Raw genomic sequence first — 23,292 nt, 5'->3', positions numbered from 1 at the left:
GGAGCCGGAGTCATGCCAGCAGCGGCCCGGATCGGCGATCCGACCGGTCACCCCGGGGTCATCGTGGGGCCCGGCGTGCCCACCGTGCTCATCGGCGGCCAGCCCGCCGCCACCGTGGGCACCTCGCACCAGTGCTCCTCGCCCGCCGCGCACCCGCCGACGCCGATCGCGCCGCCCGGCAGTTCCGGCGTGCTGATCGGGGGTCAGCCCGCCGCGCGCGTGGGCGACGTGACGGGGTGCGGCTCGCCGATCACGGCGGGCTGCCAGAGCGTGCTGATCGGGGGGTGAGGGGCGTGGCCGAGCAGTTCATCGGCGCGGGGTGGGCGTTCCCGCCGCGCACGGACGCCACCGGCAGCGTCGCGCTGGTGCGCGGCGAGCGGGAGATCGAGGAGGCGATCCGGCTGATCCTCACCACGGCGCCGGGCGAGCGGGAGATGCGGCCGGAGTTCGGCTGCCCGCTGAACGACTACGTCTTCGCGCCCGCCGACGCGGGCACCGCCGGGCAGCTCGCCTACGAGGTGCGCCTGGCGCTGGAGCGGTGGGAGCCGCGCATCGACGTGGCGGACGTGGCGGTGCGGTTCGACGAGGCGGACAAGGGAGTGCTGTACATCGACATCAGCTACGCGGTGCGCGGCGCCAACGACCCGCGCAACCTCGTCTTCCCGTTCTACGTGATCCCGCACCACGACGAGACGTCAGGGGAGGACACGACGTGACGCTGCCCAGCCCGAACCTGGACGACCGCCGCTTCCAGGGCCTGGTGGACGAGGCGAAGCGGCTGGTGCAGCAGCGCTGCCCGGAGTGGACCGACCACAACGTGCACGATCCGGGCGTCACGCTCATCGAGGCGTTCGCCACCATGGTGGACCAGCTGCTCTACCGCCTCAACCGGGTGCCCGACAAGAACTACCTGGCGTTCCTCGACCTCATCGGGGTGCGGCTGTACCCGCCGACGGCGGCCCGCACCGAGGTGACGTTCTGGCTGTCGGCGCCGCAGCCGGAGCCGGTGCGCGTCCGGGCGGGCACGGAGGTGGCGACGGTGCGCACCGAGACGGAGGAGGCGGTGGTCTTCACCACCACCCAGCAGCTGTCGGTGGTGCCGTGCGAGCTGGCGCACCTGGCGACCTGGTACGCCACCGGCGAGGCCGTCGACCGTTCCGAGGAGCTGGCGCTCGGCCAGGACGTGCCGTGCTTCAACGCCGCGCCCACGCCCGGGGACTGCCTGTACCTGGGGCTGTCCAACCCGGTGCCCGGCTGCGCGCTGGTGCTGCGGATGGACAGCCGCGTGGAGGGCGTGGGCGTGGACCCGCGCCGCCCGCCGGTGCTGTGGGAGGCGTGGGACGGCAGCGGCTGGGTGCCCTGCGAGGTCGCCAAGGACGACACCGGCGGCTTCAACAAGGCGGGCGAGGTGATCCTGCACGTGCCGGCGGAGCACGCGGTGTCGGTGGTGGCGCGGCAGTCCGGCGGCTGGGTGCGCTGCCGCCTGCTGCCCTCGGCGGCGGGGCAGCCGACGTACGTGGCGCCGCCGACGGTGCGTCAGGTGTCGGCGTTCACCATCGGCGGCACGGTGGAGGCCATCCACGCCGAGACCGTCACCGAGGAGATCCTGGGCCTGTCGGAGGGGCTGCCCGGGCAGCGCCTCCGGGTGGCCAGGCCGCCGGTGGTGCCGGGCGAGGAGCCCTTCGTCGTCGAGGTCGGGGAGGGCGCGGGCTGGGTGGAGTGGACGCGGGTGGACAACTTCGCGCACTCGACGGTCTACGACCGGCACGTCACGCTCGACCCGAACTCCGGCGAGGTGGACTTCGGCCCGGCGGTGCGGGAGGCCGACGGCAGCGCGCGGGCGTACGGGGCGGTGCCGCCGAAGGGGGCGCCGATCCGGGTCCGCGCCTACCGCACGGGCGGCGGGCGGCGCGGGAACGTGGCGCGGGGCGCGCTGCGGGTGCTGCGCAGCTCGCTGCCGTTCGTGGCGCGGGTGGAGAACCGGCGCCCGGCGCTGGGCGGCGTGGACGGCGAGACGATCGAGAACGCCCGGGTGCGGGGGCCGATGACGCTGCGGACGCTGCACCGGGCGGTGGTGCCGCACGACTACGAGCAACTGGCGCGCGAGGTGGCGCCGGACGCGGCGCGGGTGGCGTGCGTGCCGGCCGGGGACGGCTCGGGCGAGGGCCAGGGCGAGGACGGCGCCGGGGGCGTGCGGCTGCTGGTGGTGCCGGCCGGGCGCAGCGACGAGCAGGGCAGGGTGCGGTTCGAGGAGCTGATCCCGCCCGAGGCGACCCTCGCCAGGATCGCCGCCCACCTGGACGAGCGGCGCCCGATCGGCACGCGGCTGGTGGTGGAGCCGCCGTTCTACCAGGGCGTGACCGTCGTCGCGACGGTGCGGGCCGGGCGCGGGGCGTCCGCGGAGCCGCTGCGCGAGGAGGCCCTGACCGCGCTGTACAGCTACTTCAACCCGCTCTCCGGCGGGCCCGAGGGGCAGGGGTGGCCGTTCGGGCGGCCGGTCCACTCGGGCGAGGTCTTCGCCGTGCTGCAGCAGGTGGCGGGGGTCGATCTCGTCGAGGACGTGCGGCTGTTCGCCGCCGACCCGGTGACCGGGCAGCGCTCGGAGCCCACGGCCCGGATCGAGCTGGGGCGGCACGCGCTGGTGTTCTCCTACGGGCATCAGCTGCGGGTGCGGGAGGGCGGCTGATGCGCGGCACGGTTCCGGGGCTGCGCTCGCCGCACCCGCTGATCCACCGGCTCCCCGCCGTCTACGGGGACGACGACTTCCTGCGGCGGTTCCTCGCCGCGCTGGACGAGGTGCTGGCGCCAGTGCTGCTGACGCTGGACAACCTGCCCGCACACCTGCATCCGCGCACCGCCCCGGAGGACCTCCTCGCCTGGCTGGCCGGATGGGTGGCGGTCGAGGTGGACCAGGAGCGGCCGGTCAACCAGCGGCGGGCGGTGGTGTCGGGGGCGGTGGTGCGGCACCGGCGGCGCGGCACGGTGGCGGGGCTGGCGGCGGCGGTCCGGCTGGAGACCGGGGTGGAGCCGGAGATCACCGAGAGCGGCGGCACGACGTGGTCGGCGACGCCCGGGGGCACGCTGCCGGGGGCGGCGCGGCCCTGGGTGCGGGTGCGGCTGCGGGTGGCCGACCCGGCGCGAGTGGACCGGGGGCGGCTGGAGCGGCTGGTCGCGGGCGAGGTTCCGGCGCACGTGGCGTACCGGCTGGAGATCGTCCCGGAGGGCGAGCCGGGCGGCGCCGCGGAGAACGGTGGGGGCGAGAACGACGACGGAACGGAGGCCGAGGCGCCGTGACCTGTCCCGAGTGCGGGCACCGCAACCCGGAGGGCGCGCAGTTCTGCGCCTCCTGCCAGGCGTTCCTGGAGTGGGAGGAGCCGGTGGGCGGCGAGGAGGAACGCCCCGCCGCGCCGCCGAGCCCCTCTCCGGCACCGGCCGCACCGGCGGCCGCGCCGGCGGCCGCGCCGCCCCAGCCCACCGCCGATCCGGTGCCGGCAGCGCAACCCACGCCCCAGGCCCCCGCACCGGCGCGGCCGGAGCCCGAGGCGCGGCCGCCCCAACCGCAGCCGCAGCCGCAGCCGCAGCCGCCCGCGTCTACGCCGGGTCCGGCCGCCGGCCCCACGTGGGCGCGGTCCGCCGCGCCGCCGCCGGACTCCGGCCAGGACCCGCACCCGCTCGGGCTGCGGCGCCCGGGCGACGGTGCCGATGACGGCCCCGTCCACCCGCCCGGCGAGCCGCCCGCGCCCGCTTCCCCCGCTCCGGCCCCCGAGCCCGTCCTGGCCCGGATCTGCCTGCGCTGCCACTCCCAGAACCCCCCGGAGCGTTCCCTGTGCCAGCGCTGCGGCGCGCCGCTCGCCGCCCCCGACCGCGCACCGGTCGTGCCGGGCCCGGGCCGCCGCCCGCCCTGGTGGCGGCGGATCCTCCGCCGCCCCGGCCCCGCCCGCCCGCTCGCCGCCGGGACCCGGCCGGAGCACCGCGCGCGCCGCCGCCCTCGCCTGCTGTGGCCGGTGCTGCTGGTGCTGCTGGCCGTCGCCGCCTGGTTCGGGCGCGACCAGCTCGCCGACCTCTTCGACTTCGCGCGGGACCAGACCTCCGACCCGGAGCCGCTGGCGCCCGGCGCCGCGGAGTCCTCCAGCGAGGCGCCCGGCCACCCGGCGCGCGCGGCGTTCGACGGCTTCAGCAACCGCTACTGGGCGCCCGACGAGACCGGCCGGGCGAGCGGCGAGTTCCTCGTGGCGCGCTTCGACGAGCCGGTGGACCTCACCTCACTGATCGTCACGCCAGGCGTCTCGACCCGGCGGGACGAGTTCATCGACCAGGCCAGGCCGTCGGAGATCACCCTCACCCTCACCAGCGAGAACGGCGAGGAGACGCGGGAGGAGATCAGCCTGCGGGACGAGCCGGAGGGGCAGACCTTCCAGGTGCGCGCCTCGGACGTGACGTCCATCACGCTCACCGTCCGGGCGGGCTACGGCGAGGACCCCGATCGCCGCATGGCGGTGGCGGAGGTGGAGTTCTTCGGGCACCGCTGACGCCCGCCGTCGGCTCCGGCAGGGTCTTGCCCCGCCGGGGAGCGTGTGCATACGATCCCTGCCGTCGCCGAAGTCGAATCGATTCGACGAAGCGCTTCGACGACGGGCACAGAGGTAGCCGACACGGCGCGAACGCCGCGAAGGAGCGGGAATGGCCACCATCAAGGACGTCGCGGAGCGGGCGGGCGTCGCGCCCAGCACCGTCTCGTACGTCCTGAGCGGCTCCCGCAAGATCTCCGACGAGACGCGGAAGGCCGTGCGCACGGCCATTGCGGAGCTCGGCTACCACCCCAGGGCCAGCGCCCGCACGCTGCGCAGCGCGCGCAGCGACGTGCTCGTCCTGGCCGCGCCCCGCCTCCCGGGCAAGTACCGCGCCGTGGACGGGCGGTTCGCGATCGAGATCAGCGACGCCGCCCGCGGCCACGGCTACGACGTGCTGATGCTGACCGACCCCGACGGCGTCGCCGGGCTGCGCCGGATCGCGGGCAGCGGTCTGGCCGACGCGGCGGTGCTGATGGCGGTGCGGCAGGACGACCCCCGGGTCTCGGCGCTGCGCGAACTCGGCTTCCCCGCCGCCCTGCTGGGCCACGGCGACGAGCTGCAGGAGCGGGAGCTGCCGTGGGTCGACCTCGACTGGGCGGCGGCGGTGGACCTCGCGGTGCGCGAGGCCGCCGCGGGCGGCCACCGGCGCATCGCGTTCCTCGCCTCGGCCGACCGCGAGATCGACTCCCGACGCGGCTACGCCCTGCACGGCCTGGCCGGGGCCGAGCGGGCCGCGCGGCACAGCGGCGCCGAGGTCACGATCCACCCCACCCCGAGCGACCCGGAGCGGCTGCGCGCCCTGCTGCGGCGGATGCTCGCCTCGCCCTCGCCCGGCGGGCCCGCGCCGACGGCGTTGGTCATGCAGTACGTGCTCCTGCTGCCGGTGGTGCTGAACGAGGTGGCCGCGCTCGGCCTGCGGGTGCCCGGCGAGCTGACGGTGCTGCCGGTGGGCACCCTGCCGGAGGACCCGAGCCTGCGCGCCCTTCCGCGCATCGACCTGCCGGTGGGCCGGATGTCGGCCGCCGTCGTCCAGCTCGCGGTGGACGCCGTCGCCTCGCGCCGCTCCTCCCCCGGCGTGGCCGGCGAACGCCCGGAGCCCGGCCACGAGCTGATCCCGCCCCGGTTCGCCGAGGGCCCCTCCGTCGCCCCGCCCCCGGCGCGCGCCCACGCGCCCTGACCGCCGCGCCACGCGGCAGCCGCACGCAGCCCGAGCCGTCGACCGAAGAGACCCCAGCCATGCACACACCCCGCACAGGGCACGCCGGACACCGCGGGCGCCTCCCGCGCAGAACCGTTCCGGCAACGGCCCTGACCCTCGTCGCGGCCATGGCCGCGACGGTCCTGTCCGCCTGCGCGGCCAAGCCGGACGCCGACACCGTCACCGTCCTCAACTCGGCGACGGACACCGCCGAGCACGACGCCAACCAGGACTTCTTCGACCGCTGCGCCGAGCCGCTCGGCCTGAACGTCGAGCAGATCAGCGTCCCCGCCGACCAGGTCGCCTCCCAGGCCCTGCGGATGGCGTCCTCCAACTCGCTGCCCGACATCCTGGAGCTGGACGGCTCGGAGCTGCCGCAGTTCGCCGAGACCGACGGGCTGCGCCCGCTTCGGGAGGTCGGCGTCGACACCTCGGTCTTCTCCGACAGCGCCGTGGCCATGGGCTCCTTCGACGGCGCCCAGTACGGGGTGGCCCGCTCGGTCAACTCGCTGGCGTTGATCTACAACACCGAGATGCTGGCCGACGCCGGTCTGGAGCCGCCGGCCACCTGGGAGGAGCTGGAGTCGACCGCGGCCGCGCTCACCCGGGGCGACACCTACGGCATGGCGTTCAGCGCCAGCCCGAACGCGGACGGCGTCTACCAGTTCCTGCCGTTCTTCTGGACGGCGGGCGGCGACGAGGCCCACCTCGACGACGGCGCCGGCGCGCCCGCGCTCCAGCTGTGGAAGGACCTGGTGGACGCGGGCTCGGTCTCCCGCTCGGTCGTCAACTGGAACCAGCAGGACGTCAACGACCAGTTCCTCTCCGGCCGGGCCGCGATGATGATCAACGGCCCGTGGCAGGTGCCGGTGCTCGACGCCCAGGACGAGGTGGACTGGGCGGTGGCCGGCATCCCGGTCCCCGAGGCCGGGCAGGACCCGGTGCCGCCGATCGGCGGCACGGTCATGACCATCCCGAAGAACGAGGACGGCGACCGCGGGCGCGAGGAGAACGCCGCGAAGATCCTCAACTGCCTGAACTCTTCGGAGAACCAGCTCGCCTGGGGCGAGCGGGTCAACAACGTGCCGACCCGTGACGACGCCGCGCAGGCCTACCGGGAGAACCAGCCCAAGCTGTCGGCCTTCGCCGACCTCGTCCGGACCGCCCGCTCGCGCACCGGCGAGGTCGGGACGCGCTGGCCGGTGGTGGAGACGGCGCTCGCCGGGGCGTTCCAGTCCGTGCTGACCGGCCGCTCCTCGCCCGAGGAGGCCCTGGACGACGCCCAGCGCCAGGCCACGGCGGGAGAGTGAGGACGACATCATGAGCAGCACCACGGTCACCACCGCACCGGGCGGCAAGGGAGGGGACGCGGCCGAGCCGGCGCCCCGCCGCGCCGCCAGGCGGCCGGGCGCGGCCCGCCGCCGCCTCTACCAGTGGCTCTTCGTCACGCCCGCGCTCGCCTACCTGCTGGCGTTCTTCGGCTATCCGCTCGTCCGCAACGTGCTGATGAGCTTCCAGGAGTACACGCCCCGCACCTACTTCACCGGCGAGGCGCCTTTCAACGGCCTGGAGAACTGGCGGAAGGTCTTCGACAACGAGCTGTTCGGCGACGCGCTCGCGCAGACGATGCTCTTCACCGTCGGCTCGCTCGTCGGCCAGTTCACCATCGGCCTGGGCCTGGCGGTCTTCTTCTCCCGCCACTTCCGCCTCTCCGGCTTCATCCGCGCCGTGCTGCTGCTGCCCTGGCTGGTGCCGATGGTGGTCTCGGCCGTGGTGTGGCGGCGCATCATGGACGAGGAGCACGGCGTCCTCAACAGCTTCCTGGAGACCATCGGCCTCTCCGGCGACGGCGTGCCGTGGCTGTCCAGCCCCAGCGTGGCGCTGCTGTCGGCGGTCCTGGTGAACATCTGGATCGGCATCCCGTTCAACATGGTGATCCTCTACGGCGGGCTGCAGGAGATCCCGCGCGAGCTGTACGAGGCCGCCGCGCTGGACGGCGCCAGCCCCTGGCGCACCTTCCGCAGCATCACGCTGCCGATGCTGCGCCCGGTGGTGACGGTGGTGCTGGTGCTGGGCTTCATGTCGACGATCAAGATCCTCGACCTGATCCTGGCGCTGACCGGCGGCGGCCCGGCGGACTCGACGCAGACGCTGGGCACCCTCACCTACCAGCTGTCGTTCCTCCAGCTCGACTTCGGCGCCGGCGCCGTGGTCGGCAACGTCCTCATCCTCATCAGCGCGGTCTTCGCCGTGCTGTACCTGCGGATCAACCGCGCCGACCTGGGCAAGGGGAAGTGACCCATGAACGGGACCACGCAACGGACGACGAACCGGACCATGAGCCGCGCCGCGGGCCGCGCCCCGGCCCGCACCCGGCTGCGACGCGGCTGGAACACCGCCGCCGCGCTGCTCATCCTGGCCGTGATGCTCTTCCCCGTGTACTGGATGCTCTCCACCGCCCTCCAGCCGCACGGCACCATCGCCGACGCCGACCTGATCCCGGCCTCGCCGAGCCTGGACAACTTCGAGGCCGCCCTCGACTCTCAGGGCGGCTCGCTGGTCACCAGCCTGGTGGTGGCGCTCGGCGCGACGGCCGTGTGCCTCGCGCTGGCGGCGCCCGCGGCGTACGGGCTGGCGCAGTTCGGGCTGCGCGGCAGCCGCACCATCGTCTTCGGCACGCTGATCACGCAGATGGTGCCCGGCATCGTCGTGGCCAACGCCCTCTACAGCGCCTACGCCGAGATGCGGCTGATCAACTCCTACCTGGGGCTGATCCTGGCCGACGCCTCGCTCGGCCTGCCGTTCGCCATCGTGCTGCTGCGGGCGTTCATGGTGTCGATCCCGGGCGAGGTCATCGAGGCGGCGATGGTGGACGGCGCCAACCGCTTCACGGCGTTCGTCCGCATCGTGCTGCCGATGAGCCGCAACGCCCTCATCACGGCCGGCCTGTTCGCGTTCCTCTTCGCGTGGGCCGACTTCATCTTCGCGCTGACGCTGAACACCACCGAAGACGTGCGGCCGGTGACCCTGGGCATCTATCAGTTCATCGGCGCCCACGTCACCGACTGGGGCGCGGTCATGGCCACGGCCGTGCTCTCCGCCGTCCCGGCCGCCGTGCTGCTGGTCGTCGCCCAGCGGTACATCGCCGCCGGGATCGCCGACGGCTCCCTGAAGTAGCCGACACAGTCCGCATGTCACGCTCACCGAGTCAGGAGTAGAAGGGCACCATGACCGCAGACGACTTTCCGCGCTTCCCCGAGGGCTTCTTCTTCGGCGCGGCCACCGCGAGCTACCAGATAGAGGGGGCCCACGACGCCGACGGGCGGGGCCCGTCCATCTGGGACACCTACTGCCGCGAGCCGGGGCGGGTGCTGAACGGCGACACCGGGGACGTCGCCTGCGACCACTACCACCGCTACCTCGAGGACGTCGCCCTGCTGGCGGGCCTGGGCGTGGACAGCTACCGCTTCTCCGTCGCCTGGCCGCGCGTCCAGCCCGAGGGCAGCGGCCCGGCCAACGCCGCCGGCCTGGACTTCTACGACCGGTTGGTGGACGAGCTGCTGGCCGTCGGCATCGCCCCGGCCGCGACGCTCTACCACTGGGACCTGCCGCAGGCGCTGGAGGACCGGGGCGGCTGGCGGGTGCGGGAGACGGCCGAGCGCTTCGCCGAGTACACCGGGCTCGTCGTGGCGCGGCTCGGCGACCGGGTGGACCGCTGGATCACCCTCAACGAGCCGTTCTGCACGGCGTTCGTGGGCTACGCGATCGGCCGCCACGCGCCCGGGGCGCGCGAGGGGCGCGGCGCGCTGGCCGCCGCGCACCACCTGCTGGTCGGGCACGGCCTGGCGGTGCGGGCGCTGCGCGCGGCGGGCGCGGACGAGGTCGGCATCGCCCTCAACCCGGACCGGCTGGTGCCCGCCACCGCCGCGCCGACGGACCTGATGGCGGTGCGCCGGGCGGAGACCCTGCACAACGAGGTATGGCTCGACCCGCTGTTCGCCGGGCGCTACCCCGCGTTCGAGGCGCAGACCTGGGGCGAGATGGCCGACGGCTCCTACCGCGAGGACGGGGACCTGGCGATCATCGGGGAGCCGCTGGACTTCGTCGGCGTCAACTACTACCGGCCGACGACGATCGTCGACGCCCCGTACGCCGACCCGGACCCGGCCACCCGCACGGCGGTGGACATCCGGACGGCGGAGACGATGCGGGACGACGTGCGCCGCACCACCATGGGCTGGCCGGTGGTGCCGGAGTCCTTCACCGAGCTGCTGACCGACCTGGTGCGGCGCTACCCCACGCTGCCGCCGGTGGTCATCACGGAGAACGGCTCGGCCGAGGCGGACGTCGTCTCCCAGAGCGGCCAGGTGCACGACTCCGACCGCGTCGCGTACCTGCGCGACCACCTGGCCGCCGTGTCCGCCGCCATCGACGCGGGCGTGGACGTGCGCGGCTACTACGTCTGGTCGCTGCTGGACAACTTCGAGTGGGCCTTCGGCTACGAGCGCCGCTTCGGCCTGGTCCGCGTCGACTACGACACCCTTCAGCGCCTTCCCAAGGACAGCTACCGCTGGTACCGGGACATGATCGAGCACCACCGCAAGGAGACCACCCCATGAAGTTCACGGACGGCTACTGGCTGATGCGCGAGGGCGTGGACGCCTCCTACGCCCAGCAGCTGGTCGACGCGCGGGTCGCGGAGGACCGGCTGACGCTGTACGCCGCCGTGCGGCCGGTGGAACGCCGCGGCAACACCCTCAACAGCCCGCTGCTGACCGTGGAGTGCTTCTCCCCCGCCGAGGGCGTGATCGGCGTGCGCGCCACGCACCACGCCGGCCGGGCCGAGCGGGGCCCGGCGTTCCGGCTGAGCCCCGAGACCGGCCACGCCGGGAAGGCCTCCCGGGACGGCTCGGTGCTGGAGCTGTCCAGCGGCTCGCTCGCGGTGCGGCTGGACGCCGACGCGCCCTGGCGGCTGGACTTCACCGCCGAGGGCCGCGTCCTGACCTCCGCCGAGAAGCGCGGCACCGGCTTCGCCACCACGGGCGACGGCCGCCACCACGTGCTCGCGCAGCTCTCCCTCGGCATCGGCGAGCTGGTGTACGGGCTGGGCGAGCGGTTCACGCCGTTCGTGAAGAACGGCCAGGTGGTGGACGTGTGGATGGCGGACGGCGGCACCTCCAGCGAGCAGGCGTACAAGAACGTGCCGCTCTACCTCACCAACCAGGGCTACGGCGTCTTCGTCAACCACCCGGGCCTGGTGTCGTACGAGATCGCCTCCGAGTCGGTGGGGCAGGTCCAGTTCAGCGTCGAGGACCAGTCGCTGGAGTACCTGGTGATCTACGGCCCGACGCCCAAGGAGATCCTGCGGCGCTACACGGCGCTGACCGGGCGGCCCGCGCTGCCGCCCGCCTGGTCCTTCGGGCTGTGGCTGTCGACCTCCTTCACCACCGACTACGACGAGGAGACCGTGGGCCGGTTCGTGCGCGGCATGGCCGAGCGCGACATCCCGCTGGGTGTCTTCCACTTCGACTGCTTCTGGATGCGGGCCTACCAGTGGTGCGACTTCACCTGGGACCCGGAGGTCTTCCCCGACCCGGAGGGGATGCTGCGCCGCCTGAAGGAGCAGGGCCTGAGGATCTCGGTGTGGATCAACCCCTACATCGGGCAGAAGTCCCCGCTGTTCGACGAGGCCAGGCGGCACGGGTACCTGGTGCGCACGGCGAGCGGCGACGTGTGGCAGTGGGACCAGTGGCAGGCCGGGATGGGCCTGGTGGACTTCACCAACCCGGACGCGCGGACCTGGTTCGCCGGCAAGCTGCGGACGCTGGCCGGGCAGGGCGTGGACTGCTTCAAGACCGACTTCGGCGAGCGGATCCCCACCGACGTGGTGTGGCACGACGGCTCCGACCCGGCGTTGATGCACAACTACTACACGCAGCTGTACAACGAGACGGTCTTCCAGGCGCTGAGCGAGCTGCGCGGCGAGGGTGAGGCGGTGCTCTTCGCCCGCTCGGCGACGGCGGGCGGGCAGCAGTTCCCGGTCCACTGGGGCGGCGACTGCGAGTCCACGTTCCCCGCGATGGCCGAGTCGCTGCGGGGCGGGCTGTCGCTGGGCCTGTCCGGCTTCGGGTTCTGGAGCCACGACATCGGCGGCTTCGAGGGCACGCCGACCCCGGCGGTCTTCAAGCGGTGGGTGCAGTTCGGGCTGCTGTCCTCCCACAGCCGCCTGCACGGCAGCGGCTCCTACCGGGTGCCGTGGGACTACGACGAGGAGGCCGTGACCGTCACCCGCGACTTCACCCGGCTGAAGCTGCGGCTGATGCCCTACCTGTTCCGGGCGGCGAGCCAGGCCCACGAGCAGGGGACGCCGGTGATGCGCGCGATGCTGCTGGAGTTCCCGGACGACCCGGCGTGCCACACCCTGGACCGGCAGTACATGCTCGGCGACGACATCCTGGTGGCGCCGGTCTTCTCCGAGGACGGCACGGTGGAGTACTACGTGCCCGAGGGCACCTGGACCCACCTGCTGTCGGGCGAGCAGGTCACCGGGCCCGGCTGGCGGCGCGAGCGCTTCGGCTTCGACAGCCTGCCGCTGCTGGCCCGCCCCGGCTCGGTGATCCCCTTCGGCGCGGGCGAGGAGCAGGCGGCGTACGACTGGGCGCACGGCGTGACGCTGCACGTGCACGGCCTGGCCGACGGCGCGGAGGTGATCACCCGCGTCCCGGCGCCGGACGGCTCGACGGCCGCCGTCTTCCGCACCCGCCGGGAGGGCGGCACGGTCACCGTGGAGGCGGAGCACGCGCCCGGCCCGTGGCGGGTGCGGCTGGCCGGGCCCGGCGGGCACGGCGAGCCGGTGGCGGTGGCCGACGGCGCCGCCTCGGTGTCCCTGGCGACGGCGGAGGCCTGACGCGTGGCGGCGGCGTGACGGCCGCATGACCGGGTGCCCCGCGGGGCACCCGGGGCGCATGAACAGTGGAAGCGGAAGAAGCGGAGCGAGCGAGAAGGAGACGGTCCGGGCGCTGCTGGACCGCGCCGGGCAGACCTACGCCGCCCAGGCGGGCATCCGGCTGCGGAACACGCCCGGGCCGCTCTTCCAGCTGCTGGTTCTGTCGCAGCTGCTGTCCGGCCGGATCCGCGCGGACGCCGCCGTGGCGTCCGCGCGGGAGCTGTTCGACGCGGGGATGCGCGACGCCAAGCGGATGGCCGAGGCGAGCTGGCAGCAGCGGGTGGACGCGCTCGGCCGGGGCGGCTACCGCCGCTACGACGAGTCGACCGCGACGCGGCTGGGACAGACGGCCGAGAAGGTGCTGGAGCGGTACGGCGGCGACCTGCGGCGGCTGCGCGAGCGGCACCCGATCGCGGAGGCGCTGCGGGAGTTCCCGGGCATCGGGCCGATGGGCGTCGACATCTTCCTGCGCGAGGTGCAGGCGGTGTGGCCGGAGTACGCGCCCCACATGGACGCCAAGGTGCGCGACGGCGCGCAGCGGCTCGGCCTGCCCCGCTCGCCGGGGCCGCTGACGCGGCTGGTGGGGCGCGAGGAGGTGCCGCGGCTCACCGCCGGCCTGGTGCGGGTGGCGCTCGACAAGAGGCTGGCCGAGGAGGTGCGCTCGCTGGCGGCGCGCTGAGGATCTCCGGTGTTTCCGGCGGGCGAGGGTGGGGACCCGGCGGACATGTCCGGTTTCCATGACGAGCGCCCCTTCGACGAGCTGGAGCCCCTGGAACTCGACGTGGTGTCGTCGGAGTTCCGGTCGGTGGTGAACATGACCTCCCAGGAGCTGGCGGCCTGGCTGCGCACCGCCGGCGGGGCGGAGACGGAGTCCCCGGAGGTCAAGCAGGGCCGCGGGGTGCTGTCGCTGCTGCACAAGCGCCCGATGGACCTCAACGAGTCCGACCTCCGCCTGATGCGCGAGGTGGTCGACACCGTCCAGACCGAACGCTCCGCCGGCCCGCGCCCGTCCCTTCCCGAACCCGACTGGCGCTACCGCCTGATGAGCCTGGGACACGACCCGCTGCGCGGCTAGACCGGCCAGCGGCTTCGGGAAGGGAGGGCAGGGCGGGGACAGACCCCCTGGCCTCCTAGGCGGACAGGCCGTACGTACGGATCGCCGTCCCCGCGAAGACCTCCTCCCGCTCGGCGGCGGTCAGCCGCTCCGTGAGATCGCGGGCGGCGGCCATCACCTCGGCGTAGGTGGCGGCGAGGCGGCACACCGGCCAGTCGGAGCCGAACATCACGCGCTCGGGGCCGAAGGCGTCGATCACCGTGTCGGCGTACGGGCGCAGGTCGTCGGAGGTCCAGGCCTGCCAGTCCGCCTCGGTGACCATGCCGGACAGCTTGCAGACGGTGTTGGGCAGGGCGGCCAGCCGGGCGATGTCCTTGGCCCAGGCGCCGATGTCGCCGGCGGCGATCGGCGGCTTGGCCAGGTGATCGAGGACGAAGGTGAGCTGGGGCAGCCGGGCGGCGGCCTGGACGGCGGCGGGCAGCTGGTGGGGCAGGACCAGCAGGTCGTAGACGAGCCCGGCGGCGGCGACGGCGGCGAGGCCGCGCTCCACCTCGGGCCGCAGCAGCCACGCCGCGTCCGGCTCGGACTGCACCTGGTGCCGGATGCCGACCAGGTGGCGGCCGCCGGGGAGCGCGGCGAGCGCCGCGAGCGCGTCGGCGACGCCGGGGTCGGTCAGGTCGGTCCAGCCGACCACCCCGGCGACCAGCTCGTGGTCGTCGGCCAGGGCCAGGAACTCGGGGGTCTCCTCGGCGACCGTCACGGTCTGGACGAGGACGGTGCCGGTGACCCCGGCCGCGCTCGCCTCGGGCTCCAGGTCGGCGAGGGAGAAGTCGCGGCGCAGCGGGGCCATGGCCTCGCCGGTGATCCAGTCCTGGTCGCGGACGGCGAGGTCCCAGACGTGGTGGTGGGCGTCGATGATCGTCACGGGCACGCGCCTTTCAGTGGGCTTCGGGCACCGGCACTCCGGCGGGCAGCAGCTTCTCGGCGCGCAGCTCCTCCCACAGCGCGGCCGGGACGGGGTGGTGGAACATCTCGGCGGCGTCGCGCACCTCGGCGACCGAGCGGGCGCCGACGAGGACGCTGGCGACGGCGGGGTGGCCGAAGGGGAAGCGCAGGGCGGCGGCGCGCAGCGGCACCCCGTGGCGCTCGGCGACGTCCTTCATGCGCAGCGCCCTGTCCAGCACGGGCTCGGGCACCGGCTCGTAGTGGTAGGTGGCGCCGGGCTTGGGGTCGGCGAGCAGGCCGGTGTTGTAGACACCGCCGATGATGACGCTCTTGCCGCGCTCGGCGGCGGCGGGCAGCAGCTCGGCCAGCCCGTCCTGGTCCAGGAGGGTGTAGTGGCCGGCGAGCAGCACCGCGTCGACGTCGGTGTCCTTCACGAACCGGGCGAGCATCGCGGCCTGGTTCATGCCGGCACCGATGGCGCCGACCGTGCCCTCGGCGCGCATCCGCTCCAACGCCGGATAGGCCTCCGCGAACGCCTGCTCCTCGTGGTCGTCGGGGTCGTGGATGAGGACGATGTCGACGCGGTCGAGGCCGAGGCGTTCCAGGCTGGACTCCAGGCTGCGGCGCACCCCGTCGGCGCTGAAGTCCCACTCGCGGCGGTGGGTGGCGGGCAGCGCAGGGAAGCCGTGCTGGGCGTCGGTGCCGAAGGCGGCCGTCATGTCGTCGGTGGGGTCGTTGGGTATGAGGAGCCGGCCGACCTTGGTGGAGAGGGTGAACTCCTCGCGGGGCTTGGCCTTCAGCACGCCGCCGAAGCGGAGCTCGGACAGGCCCAGGCCGTAGTGCGGGGCGGTGTCGAAACCGCGGATGCCCTCCTCCCACGCCGCCTCGATGGTGGCGCGGGCGTCCTCCTCGGTGACCGCGCTGTAGAGCCCGGCGAGCGGCGCGCCGCCGAGCGAGAGTTCGGTGATGGTGACGTGGCTGCGGCCAAGCCCGTTCCGCCGGATCCGCACGGTGGTTGCCACCTTTCGGCTCTGAAGTTGTCGCGGCTCAGCGGCACCCTAAGGTCGGCACAACATCGAACACAAGGACACAGCAGGGCGGGGCTTCGCGGCCTCCGCACCGATCGCTCCCGATCGCTCTCAGCCTCGGCCCTCGGCGGTCTGCGGGCTCAGCGGGGCCTCGGGCGCGGGCACCCTCCCCCAGGCTCCTGGGGGCCTGGGAGGTGCCCCCATGCCCGGGCGGGCGGCGACGGCCTGCCACCACGGCTCGCCGGGCAGCGGGCCCGCGGGCTCGAAGGACTCCCCCGGCCGTGGCGCCGCCACGGTGACGCCGGCGCCGGCGGCGTGCGCCACGGTGCGCTCGGCCGGCTCCTCCCAGGGGTGCGGCGCCAGGTTGAACGTGCCCCAGTGGATGGGCAGCATGACGCCGCGGGGGCCATCGCCGGAGAGGTCGAGGTGCGCCTGGACGCCCTCCTCGGGCGTCATGTGTATGTCGGGCCAGTACTCGCTGCTGTAGGCCCCGATCTGCACCATGGTGGCGTCGAAGGGGCCGTGCTGCGCGCCGATCGCGGCGAATCCCGGGAAGTACCCGGTGTCGCCGCTGTGGTAGATCCGGTGGCCGGGGCCGGCGGCCACCCAGGAGGCCCACAGCGTCCGCGAGTGGTTGATGAGGCCGCGGCCGCAGAAGTGCTGTCCGGGAGTGGCGGTCAGCGTCAGCTCGCCGACCCGCGTCGACTCGTGCCAGTCGAGCTCGCGGATGCGGCGGGGCGGCACGCCCCAGTGCTCCAGGTGGGCTCCGACGCCCAGCGGCACGGCGAAGACGGTGCCGCTGGGCGCCAGCGCGCGGATGGTCGGCATGTCGAGGTGGTCGTAGTGGTCGTGGGAGATGACGACCGCGTCGATCTCGCCGAGTTCGGCCAGCGGCGCGGGGAGGGGGTGCAGCCGCTTCGGGCCGGCGAAGGTGAAGGGGGAGCAGCGCTCGCCGAAGACCGGGTCGAACAGCACGCGGTGGCCGTCGATCTCGGCCAGCACGGTGGCGTGTCCCAGCCAGGTCAGCCGCAGGCCGGAGGCGGGGACGTCGCCCGGGTCGGCGGCGGCGGGGCGCACCAGCGGCGGCGCGGACGCGGGCACCCGCCGCACGCGGTTGGCGCGGCGCAGCGAGTCCCGCAGCAGGGGCAGGACCGCCCCGACGCGGAGGGTCTGGGTGGGCCGGTCGTTGCGGAAGGCGCCGTCCCGGTACTGCGGGGAGCGCTGGATGCGGGCCAGCCGCTCGCCGGTGGGCCGGGCACCGAACGAGGCGGGCCGCAGCCTGGCCAGGATCCGGGCGGGCGAGAGGGACAAGCCGGTCACATCAACCTCCCAGGGCGCGGTTTACGCCACTGTAGTCGAGGCGTCTGACAGGCCATCGGATCACGCGCGACGGGCAAGGGTGCGCACGGGTTCGGGACGGTGAACGCCCCGGGGCCGGTAGCCGAGGACGTCGGCGCGGCCGGTGAGATCGGCCAGCAGCCAGAGGATGGCCAGCCACATCTCCGTGCCCTGCAGTCCGGGTTCGCGGCCGGGCCCGGTGCCGTCCGGGGCCGGGCCGAAGCCGAAGCCGCGGCCGTCGTGCCAGCGGCCGAGGGCCTGGGCGAGCTGTGTCTCGGACCAGGCGCGCGCCTCGGCGGCGCGGTGGCCGGTCTGCCGGGCGGCGAGCCACAGCGGGTGGGCGACGTCGAGCACGTTGCAGGCGTTCTCCCGGTCCTGGCCGAAGTACCGGGGGTCGCGGGCGTGGTCGAGGACGGTGTCGATCACCCGCTCCGGGTGCGGCACCGGCACCCCGAACTGGGCGAAGCTGCCCCGCGTGAGGCGGTAGTAGCCGTTGACGGGCTGGAGGCGGCCGGTCGCGGGGTCGGCGTCACCCCATATCCCGGTCCAGGGGTCGACGCGGGTCAGCAGCCAGCCGAAGAGCGTCTCCAGGGCGGCGGGCGGGGCCGGCGGCGCGCCGTGGCCTCCGGCGACGTGGTCGAGGTTGAAGTGCACGGCGGTGGCGTAGGTGTCGATCCAGCTGCCGGCATGCCAGGCCCGCTCCCGCCAGGGCAGCCGCTCCAGGCGACGCAGCAGCTGGTCGGCGCCGAGCCGCCGCACGGTGTGCACGGGGTGGGGGAAGGCCGGGGCGGACTCGTCGAGCAGCCGCAGGGCGTAGCCGACGGACAGGACGTGGTAGAGCGCGGCGCCGTCGTCGACGAAGCCGTCGTCGGGGTCGGGCTCGGCCAGGGCGCGCGGCCGGCCGGTGGCGGCGTCCAGCTCGGGCACCAGGCCGGTTTCCGGGTCCTGGGCGGCGCGCAGCCGTTCGGCGTGGGCGGCGGCCAGAAGGTGGGCGGGGGCCTCGCCCAGCAGCAGGTCTGCGATCTCGATGGCGTCGCAGTGGGCCCGGACCGTGGGCGGGGCGCCGGGCCGGTCGCGGTAGCGCTCGCCGTCCCAGCAGCGGTCGAGGACGGCGGCGGCCTGCTCGCGGGCGGTGTCCGCGAACCTGGCCAGCCGCTCGTCGAGGCCGCCGGGGCGGGAGCCGCTGCGGCCGCGCTGGTCCCGGCGGTCGCGGATGAAGCGGGCGGGGTTTCCGGCGACGACGGCCCAGTCGGGCACGTCGCGGGTGACGACGGCTCCGGCGCCGATGACGCAGTGGTCGCCGATGGTGACGCCGTCGACCACCACCACGTGGGAGCCGATCCACACGTCGTCCCCGACGGTGATGCCGCGGCTGGTGGTGGGCTGCTTGTGGACGCGGCGGTCGGGGGCGATGGAGTGGTTGAAGCCGAGCAGCGAGGTGTGGGCGCCGATGCGCACCGCCTCGCCGAGGGTCACGGTGCCGCGCACGGTGGTGAAGGGGTTGAAGGTGCAGTCGGCCCCGGCGTGGACGACCCCGGTGACGTAGGCGTGGGCGGCGATGTAGGAGTCGTCGCCCAGCCGCAGGCTGTCGGGGTGGACGGCTGCCAGCGGGGAGACGAAGCACCGCCGGCCGATCCGGACGTCGCCGGTCTCGGTCAGCCGCCGCTGGCGTTCGCGCTGCGCGGCGCGCTGCGCCTCGGAGGCGTCCTTCTCGAAGAACCAGGGGCAGAAGTCGAAGAGCCCGTCCGGGCGGTCCTGCTCGTCGGAGAGGTCGGTGGCGTCGGTGGGGTCGGTCACATGGGGACGCTATGTGCCCGAGGGGAGCAGGGCAAGCGCTTTCGCACCGTGGTCAGCGGTGGCCCCGCGCGGGCTGCCGCTCGCCGAGGACGGAGGCGAGGTAGGCGTGGATGGCGCGCTTCGTCTCGCGGATGGCCGCCTCGCGCTCCTCGCCCTCGGAGGACACCACCATGGGGATCAACGCCTTGAAGATCTGGCCGCCGATCTGCGCGGTGAGGGTGGCCTCGGCGGCGGTCAGGTGGGGGGCGCGCGCCGCGAAGAGGTCGATGATGCGGCCGAGCACGGCCTTGTCGAGGGCGCCGGCGGCCTCGGTGAGCGCGGCGGGCTGGTCGGGGCGGGCGTAGAGGGCCTGGAAGCCGGGGTTGGCGATGTTGAAGGCGACGAGGGGGTCGACGACCTGGTCGATCAGGGCCGGGAGGTCGAGGGAGGCGAGGTCGACGCCGCGGAAGACCGCCTCATGGGCCTGGGCCAGCTCGGTCACGTACCGGTCGGCGAGGGCCTTGGCGATGGCCTCCTTGTTGGGGAAGAACTGGTAGAGCGAGCCCGGGGAGATGCCGGCGGCCGCGGAGATCTTCACGGTCGTGGTGCCCTCGTAGCCGTGGCGCGCGAAGACGTCCGCCGCCGCGTCGATGATCTGGGCGATCCGCTGCTCGCCGCGCGCCTGACGCCGACGCCGTGGTCGCGTCCCCTCGGCCATGGGCCTCGTTCCCTTCCCGTCCCCGGTGCTTCGCCCGCCCATGATGGCAGCCTTGACAACGCGAATAAAGATTCGTAATCTCTGGGGACCAGAACACGAATAATCATTCGCATACCGTGGAGGCGCAGCGCCGCCGGCCACGACGACAGCAGAGCATTGCGAGGGAGAGCCATGAGCGAAGGCAGCGACGGCCGTGCGGTGTTCCTGACCGGAGCGTCCGGCGGCATCGGGGTCTCCACGGCCGGGGCGCTGGCCGAGCGGGGATTCACGGTGTTCGCCGGGGTGCGCCGGGACAGCCCGGAGCTGGACGGCATCCCGGGCGTGCGCCAGATCCCCCTGGAGCTCACCGAGCGCGGCTCGGTGCGCGACGCGGCGTCGGCGGTGGCCGACCTGCTGGGCGGGGCCGGGCTGCACGCCCTGGTGAACAACGCGGGCATCATGATCCAGGGCCCGGTGGAACTGGTGCCGTCCGAGGACCTGGAGCGGCAGTTCGCGGTCAACGTGCACGGCGCGGTCCACGCCATCCAGGCGTTCCTCCCGCTGTTGCGCGCCGGTCGCGGCCGACTGGTCAACGTCTCGGCCCCCACCGCTCGGCTGGCCGTGCCCTTCGCGGCGCCGGTCTCGGCCAGCAAGGCGGCCCTGCAGTCGATATCCGACGCGCTGCGCGTGGAGTTGGCGCCCTTCGGCATCACGGTCTCGCTCGTGGAGCCGGGCACCACGCAGACGCCGCTGTGGGCCAAGACCGAGGCGGCGGCCCGCGCCGCGCTCGTCCGGGCCGACCCGCGGCTCACCACGCTGTACGCGGCGCGCGTCAAGCGGCTGGAGGTGGCCGCGGCCAAGACCAGGCGGCATCCGGCCGAGGGTGTGGCCAAGGCCATCGTCAAGGCCGTGACCGCCCGCCGGCCCAGGATCCGGTACGCCGTGGGCTCGGCCCGGCAGGTCGGGATGCTGACCAGGCTGCCCACCCGCACCCGGGACCGCGTCCTCACGGCGGCGTTGGGCATCGGCGGCAAGGACGCGGGCGCGGGCGCCGGCGGGGAGGGGGAGGTGACGAGCGCGGCGGCACCGCGGGCGTAGCGGTCGGCCCGGCGGCGAGGGCGAAAATATGCCGAACGGGAGTGAGACCGCATCTGGACGGGGGGTGGCCCGTAGACTCAGCGAAGGGCAAAGACTTCGAGGCGTGGTTGAGAGGGACTCTCCGCGCTTCCCTCACCGCAGTCCGAGAAACCTGCCATTCGGGATTACTGTCTATGCGAAGCACAGGGGTGCTGAAGCGCGTCGCCGCGCGAACCCGAGAGCCTGTCGCGCCGTCACGCCGGCCGCCACTCGTCCGGGAGTTGTTGCTGATATCCGCGCTGTACCTGGGGTACAAGTTCGGCAGACGCGCGGCCAACGGGCAGTTCGCGGACGCGTATGACAACGCGGAGCGCGTCTGGGATCTGGAGCGGTGGCTGCACCTGCCCAGCGAGGCGTCGGTGCAGGATCTGCTGCTCCACAGCGAGGCCGTGATTCGCTCCGTCAACGTGTACTACGCGACGGTGCATTTCCCGGCCACGGTGCTCTTTCTCGTCTGGATGTACTGGCGCCGCCCCGCGCACTACGTGTGGATCCGCTGGGTGTTCACCTGGCTGACCGGAGCCGGGCTGGTGCTGCACCTTCTGGTGCCGCTGGCCCCGCCCCGGCTGTTCCGCGAGTCGGGCCTGGTGGACACCGGCGTGGTGTACGGCCCCGCCGTGTACGACAAGCCGGATGCGGACTCGATGGCCAACCAGTTCGCGGCGATGCCCTCGCTGCACGTCGGCTGGGCCGTCGTGATAGCCATCGGCCTGATCGTCGCCACGCGCGGCCGGCTGCGCTGGCTGTGGCTGCTGCATCCGCTCATCACGGTGCTGGCCGTGGTGGGCACGGGCCACCACTACTGGATGGACGGGATCGTGGCCACGGTGCTGCTCGGCGGCATCCTGCTGATGCTGCGGCCGCCGCGCATCCTGCCCGGCGAAACGGCGCCGTCACGGCGGGAAACGGAGGCGGGCCGGGACGCGCGCTCGCCCGCGCCCGGCGCGTCGGCGGAGCCACAGGGCCCCACCGCGGAGAAGCCCACCGCACGCCCCGAGGAAGAGGAAGCGGAGGAGGCTCCAGCGCGCACCGCGGCCTCGCGAGGCACTCAGAGACGGGGCCGCTGACGCCGGCCGCCGGCCCGCTCCTCCCAGCCGGCCCTCTCCGTCCTTTCCCTCCCAGCCGTTCTTGAGGTGTGGATTCCGCGCTCATATCGTTGATCCGCCATACAACTCCCATGATCAGGACATAATCTGACGGGATGCAGTGAGCGCCGGCCCGGGGAGGGATCCGCCCATGACCACGCGTGGACGTCATCGCCGCTACAAGCCCAGCGCGGTATCCCGCGCCTCTCTCACCGTCACCGCCTCCGGGGCCGGGCTGGCGCTGCCGCTGATCAGCGCGAGCGGCGCGGGAGCGGCGTCGGTGGACACCTGGGAGGAGGTCGCCGACTGCGAGAGCGGCGGCGACTGGCGGATCAACACCGGCAACGGGTACTACGGCGGCCTGCAGTTCCTGCAGAGCACCTGGGAGGCGTACGGCGGCACCGAGTACGCGGCGCGGGCGGATCTGGCCACGATGGACCAGCAGATCTCCGTGGCCGAGGAGGTGCTGGCCGGCCAGGGGCCGCAGGCCTGGCCCGCCTGCGGCCCGCAGGCCGGGCTGACGCGCGACGGTGTGGCGCCCGACGTCGCCCCGGAGCCGGAAGCGGAGCCCGCCGGCCACCAGCAGGCCGGCCAGCAGGGCGCAGGCGCCGGAGCACGGCAGGCGTCGAACGCCGCGGAGTACGAGGTCGTCGGCGGCGACACCCTCTTCGGCATCGCGCAGGACCACGACGTCTCCGGCGGCTGGCGGTCGCTCTACGACCTCAACCGCGAGGTCGTGGGCCGGAATCCGAACCTGATCTTCCCCGGCCAGGTGCTGGCGCTGCGCGCGCCGGACACCGCGAACGGGCAGAACGGGCAGCGGGAGGACACCCGCGAGGAGCCCGAGGCCGAGCAGGAACAGGACCAGGACCAGGACCAGTCCCAGGGGCAGCCGCAGGAGGACGCGGGCGCCGACGAGCCGCAGGGGGAGCGCGAGCAGCAGCCCCAGCAGCAGGACCCCGGACAGCAGGAGCAGGCCGCGAGCTACACGGCCCCGGTCGACGCCGCCGCGGGCACGGTGTACGGAGCCACTGGGGGCAGTTGGTCCCTCGGGTACCACACCGGCGTGGACTTCCCCGTGGCGACGGGCACCTCGGTGAAGGCGGTGACCAGCGGCGAGGTGATCTCGGCCGGGTGGGCCGGCTCCTTCGGGTACGAGGTGATCGTCAGGCACCCCGACGGCAGGTACAGCCAGTACGCCCACCTCTCGGCGATCTCCGTCTCCGAGGGGCAGCCGGTGAGCGGCGGCCAGCGGATCGGGCGCTCCGGCTCCACCGGGAATTCCACGGGGCCGCATCTGCACTTCGAGATCCGCACCGGCGAGGCGTTCGGGACGGATATCGACCCGCTGGCATACCTGCGGGAGAAGGGCGTCTCGCTCTGAGGTCCGCGGCCGGCTCCGGCTGATCTCGGCACGATCACGGCCCCATGAGGTGGCCGAATCGGCCAGCGAGGTGGCGCGTTGTCGTCCTTGTTCCCGGCGGCCAATCGGGACAGACATCGCGATACCGACCCAG

At 74.0% G+C, this 23,292-nt stretch carries 21 protein-coding genes; 16 read left to right on the top strand and 5 right to left on the bottom strand.

Features of this window, described 5'->3' with window-relative positions:
* The first annotated feature begins 12 nt into the window (after positions 1 to 12).
* The 13 genes from ACTWQH_RS00815 (at position 13) to ACTWQH_RS00755 (ending at position 13,790) form a co-directional block, all read left to right on the top strand.
* Positions 13 to 288, top strand: a complete 276-nt coding sequence (locus ACTWQH_RS00815; RefSeq protein ID WP_443284291.1) for a PAAR domain-containing protein — start codon at positions 13 to 15, stop codon at positions 286 to 288.
* Between the two features lie 5 nt (positions 289 to 293).
* Complete coding sequence (locus ACTWQH_RS00810; protein WP_443284290.1) at positions 294 to 716, top strand: GPW/gp25 family protein; 423 nt, start codon at positions 294 to 296, stop codon at positions 714 to 716.
* A complete protein-coding gene (locus ACTWQH_RS00805; protein WP_443284289.1) occupies positions 713 to 2,686 on the top strand; it encodes a putative baseplate assembly protein in 1,974 nt (657 codons plus the stop codon). Before ACTWQH_RS00810 ends, ACTWQH_RS00805 begins: the two co-directional genes overlap by 4 nt.
* A complete protein-coding gene (locus ACTWQH_RS00800) occupies positions 2,686 to 3,294 on the top strand; it encodes a phage tail protein (protein ID WP_443284288.1) in 609 nt (202 codons plus the stop codon). The genes ACTWQH_RS00805 and ACTWQH_RS00800 overlap by 1 nt, the downstream gene beginning before the upstream one ends.
* A complete protein-coding gene (locus ACTWQH_RS00795) occupies positions 3,291 to 4,529 on the top strand; it encodes an NADase-type glycan-binding domain-containing protein (RefSeq protein WP_443284287.1) in 1,239 nt (412 codons plus the stop codon). Before ACTWQH_RS00800 ends, ACTWQH_RS00795 begins: the two co-directional genes overlap by 4 nt.
* Before the next feature lie 151 nt (positions 4,530 to 4,680).
* Positions 4,681 to 5,748 (top strand): LacI family DNA-binding transcriptional regulator, encoded by a 1,068-nt coding sequence (locus ACTWQH_RS00790; protein WP_443284286.1) that lies wholly within the window; start codon positions 4,681 to 4,683, stop codon positions 5,746 to 5,748.
* Between the two features lie 149 nt (positions 5,749 to 5,897).
* The gene (locus tag ACTWQH_RS00785; protein ID WP_443284285.1) at positions 5,898 to 7,079 is read left to right on the top strand and encodes a sugar ABC transporter substrate-binding protein; all 1,182 of its coding nucleotides are present in this window, start codon (positions 5,898 to 5,900) and stop codon (positions 7,077 to 7,079) included.
* Positions 7,080 to 7,089: 10 nt separating this feature from the next.
* Positions 7,090 to 8,067, top strand: coding sequence for a carbohydrate ABC transporter permease (locus ACTWQH_RS00780; protein WP_443284284.1), 978 nt, complete (start codon positions 7,090 to 7,092; stop codon positions 8,065 to 8,067).
* A 39-nt stretch (positions 8,068 to 8,106) separates the two neighbouring features.
* Positions 8,107 to 8,946 carry a carbohydrate ABC transporter permease gene (locus ACTWQH_RS00775; RefSeq protein ID WP_443284283.1) on the top strand — a complete coding sequence of 280 codons (840 nt, stop codon included), beginning with the start codon at positions 8,107 to 8,109 and terminating at the stop codon, positions 8,944 to 8,946.
* A gap of 50 nt (positions 8,947 to 8,996) precedes the next feature.
* Complete coding sequence (locus tag ACTWQH_RS00770; RefSeq protein WP_443284282.1) at positions 8,997 to 10,388, top strand: GH1 family beta-glucosidase; 1,392 nt, start codon at positions 8,997 to 8,999, stop codon at positions 10,386 to 10,388.
* Complete coding sequence (gene yicI / locus ACTWQH_RS00765) at positions 10,385 to 12,676, top strand: alpha-xylosidase (protein ID WP_443284281.1); 2,292 nt, start codon at positions 10,385 to 10,387, stop codon at positions 12,674 to 12,676. The genes ACTWQH_RS00770 and yicI overlap by 4 nt, the downstream gene beginning before the upstream one ends.
* Before the next feature lie 58 nt (positions 12,677 to 12,734).
* On the top strand, positions 12,735 to 13,394 hold the full coding sequence (locus ACTWQH_RS00760) for an endonuclease (RefSeq protein ID WP_443284280.1): 660 nt from the start codon (positions 12,735 to 12,737) through the stop codon (positions 13,392 to 13,394).
* A gap of 45 nt (positions 13,395 to 13,439) precedes the next feature.
* The gene (locus ACTWQH_RS00755) at positions 13,440 to 13,790 is read left to right on the top strand and encodes a DUF3140 domain-containing protein (RefSeq protein ID WP_443284279.1); all 351 of its coding nucleotides are present in this window, start codon (positions 13,440 to 13,442) and stop codon (positions 13,788 to 13,790) included.
* 55 nt (positions 13,791 to 13,845) lie between these two features.
* Here ACTWQH_RS00755 and ACTWQH_RS00750 read toward each other — a convergent pair whose 3' ends face one another.
* From ACTWQH_RS00750 to ACTWQH_RS00730, 5 genes are all read right to left on the bottom strand, one after another.
* Positions 13,846 to 14,700 carry an amidohydrolase family protein gene (locus ACTWQH_RS00750; RefSeq protein WP_443284278.1) on the bottom strand — a complete coding sequence of 285 codons (855 nt, stop codon included), beginning with the start codon at positions 14,698 to 14,700 and terminating at the stop codon, positions 13,846 to 13,848.
* A 7-nt stretch (positions 14,701 to 14,707) separates the two neighbouring features.
* Positions 14,708 to 15,718, bottom strand: a complete 1,011-nt coding sequence (locus ACTWQH_RS00745) for an aldo/keto reductase (protein WP_443284444.1) — start codon at positions 15,716 to 15,718, stop codon at positions 14,708 to 14,710.
* A gap of 135 nt (positions 15,719 to 15,853) precedes the next feature.
* Positions 15,854 to 17,062 (bottom strand): MBL fold metallo-hydrolase, encoded by a 1,209-nt coding sequence (locus tag ACTWQH_RS00740; protein WP_443284277.1) that lies wholly within the window; start codon positions 17,060 to 17,062, stop codon positions 15,854 to 15,856.
* 60 nt (positions 17,063 to 17,122) lie between these two features.
* Positions 17,123 to 18,877, bottom strand: a complete 1,755-nt coding sequence (locus tag ACTWQH_RS00735) for an acyltransferase (protein WP_443284276.1) — start codon at positions 18,875 to 18,877, stop codon at positions 17,123 to 17,125.
* Between the two features lie 52 nt (positions 18,878 to 18,929).
* The gene (locus tag ACTWQH_RS00730) at positions 18,930 to 19,574 is read right to left on the bottom strand and encodes a TetR/AcrR family transcriptional regulator (RefSeq protein ID WP_443284275.1); all 645 of its coding nucleotides are present in this window, start codon (positions 19,572 to 19,574) and stop codon (positions 18,930 to 18,932) included.
* 171 nt (positions 19,575 to 19,745) lie between these two features.
* On the opposite strand from ACTWQH_RS00730, the gene ACTWQH_RS00725 reads away from it, so the two are divergent.
* The 3 genes from ACTWQH_RS00725 to ACTWQH_RS00715 all read left to right on the top strand — a co-directional run bounded on the left by ACTWQH_RS00725 (position 19,746) and on the right by ACTWQH_RS00715 (position 23,159).
* Entirely contained in the window at positions 19,746 to 20,651 is a 906-nt protein-coding gene (locus ACTWQH_RS00725; protein ID WP_443284274.1) for an SDR family NAD(P)-dependent oxidoreductase, read from the top strand.
* Between the two features lie 260 nt (positions 20,652 to 20,911).
* Positions 20,912 to 21,757, top strand: coding sequence for a phosphatase PAP2 family protein (locus ACTWQH_RS00720; RefSeq protein ID WP_443284273.1), 846 nt, complete (start codon positions 20,912 to 20,914; stop codon positions 21,755 to 21,757).
* Between the two features lie 169 nt (positions 21,758 to 21,926).
* Entirely contained in the window at positions 21,927 to 23,159 is a 1,233-nt protein-coding gene (locus ACTWQH_RS00715) for a transglycosylase family protein (RefSeq protein ID WP_443284272.1), read from the top strand.
* The last annotated feature ends 133 nt before the right edge of the window (positions 23,160 to 23,292 follow it).

This window comes from Streptomyces sp. 6N223, from assembly GCF_052246635.1.
In the GTDB taxonomy this organism is placed as follows: domain Bacteria; phylum Actinomycetota; class Actinomycetes; order Streptomycetales; family Streptomycetaceae; genus Streptomyces.
Note: the sequence above shows the minus strand (reverse complement) of the source record. Positions and strands in the feature narration are given on the sequence as shown.

What these genes read in the sequence shown, in the direction of transcription:
- ACTWQH_RS00815 (WP_443284291.1), top strand. Translation starts at nt 13, where the DNA reads ATGCCAGCAGCGGCCCGGATCGGCGATCCGACCGGTCACCCCGGGGTC.
- ACTWQH_RS00800 (WP_443284288.1), top strand. Translation starts at nt 2,686, where the DNA reads ATGCGCGGCACGGTTCCGGGGCTGCGCTCGCCGCACCCGCTGATCCAC.
- ACTWQH_RS00790 (WP_443284286.1), top strand. Translation starts at nt 4,681, where the DNA reads ATGGCCACCATCAAGGACGTCGCGGAGCGGGCGGGCGTCGCGCCCAGC.
- ACTWQH_RS00785 (WP_443284285.1), top strand. Translation starts at nt 5,898, where the DNA reads ATGGCCGCGACGGTCCTGTCCGCCTGCGCGGCCAAGCCGGACGCCGAC.
- ACTWQH_RS00780 (WP_443284284.1), top strand. Translation starts at nt 7,090, where the DNA reads ATGAGCAGCACCACGGTCACCACCGCACCGGGCGGCAAGGGAGGGGAC.
- ACTWQH_RS00775 (WP_443284283.1), top strand. Translation starts at nt 8,107, where the DNA reads ATGAGCCGCGCCGCGGGCCGCGCCCCGGCCCGCACCCGGCTGCGACGC.
- ACTWQH_RS00770 (WP_443284282.1), top strand. Translation starts at nt 8,997, where the DNA reads ATGACCGCAGACGACTTTCCGCGCTTCCCCGAGGGCTTCTTCTTCGGC.
- yicI (WP_443284281.1), top strand. Translation starts at nt 10,385, where the DNA reads ATGAAGTTCACGGACGGCTACTGGCTGATGCGCGAGGGCGTGGACGCC.
- ACTWQH_RS00760 (WP_443284280.1), top strand. Translation starts at nt 12,735, where the DNA reads ATGAACAGTGGAAGCGGAAGAAGCGGAGCGAGCGAGAAGGAGACGGTC.
- ACTWQH_RS00755 (WP_443284279.1), top strand. Translation starts at nt 13,440, where the DNA reads ATGTCCGGTTTCCATGACGAGCGCCCCTTCGACGAGCTGGAGCCCCTG.
- ACTWQH_RS00730 (WP_443284275.1), bottom strand. Translation starts at nt 19,574, where the DNA reads ATGGCCGAGGGGACGCGACCACGGCGTCGGCGTCAGGCGCGCGGCGAG.
- ACTWQH_RS00725 (WP_443284274.1), top strand. Translation starts at nt 19,746, where the DNA reads ATGAGCGAAGGCAGCGACGGCCGTGCGGTGTTCCTGACCGGAGCGTCC.
- ACTWQH_RS00715 (WP_443284272.1), top strand. Translation starts at nt 21,927, where the DNA reads ATGACCACGCGTGGACGTCATCGCCGCTACAAGCCCAGCGCGGTATCC.